This window comes from Ferrovum myxofaciens, from assembly GCF_000735045.1.
Lineage (GTDB): Bacteria > Pseudomonadota > Gammaproteobacteria > Burkholderiales > Ferrovaceae > Ferrovum > Ferrovum myxofaciens.
Genome location: NZ_JPOQ01000445.1, coordinates 1 through 253, shown reverse-complemented (window position 1 = coordinate 253; position 253 = coordinate 1). Strand labels below are relative to the sequence as shown.

The following is a 253-nucleotide window of genomic DNA, read 5'->3' as shown; positions in this document are numbered from 1 at the left end:
ACTACACTGGCGCAATTGCGCACCTTGAAACTGAATGGATTGGCCACCGGCCTTGAGGAACAACTGACCCAGTCGGGCATGGCCGGCATGAGCTTTGAAGAGCGCTTGGCACTGCTGATTGACCGGGAGGTCCACTACCGGACTGACCGCAGGCTGGTCCGCTTGCTCAAACAAGCCCATCTCAAGTATCCGCAGGCCGCCATCGAGGATATCAATGTCCGTCCCAGTCGGGGGATTGACCGCAGTGTGGTCA

Annotated in this window: 1 protein-coding gene; it reads left to right on the top strand. The window is 58.5% G+C overall.

Annotated elements, in window-relative coordinates:
* A partial coding sequence (locus tag IV91_RS0114475) for an ATP-binding protein (protein ID WP_031599538.1) occupies positions 1 to 253 on the top strand: 253 nt, incomplete at both ends.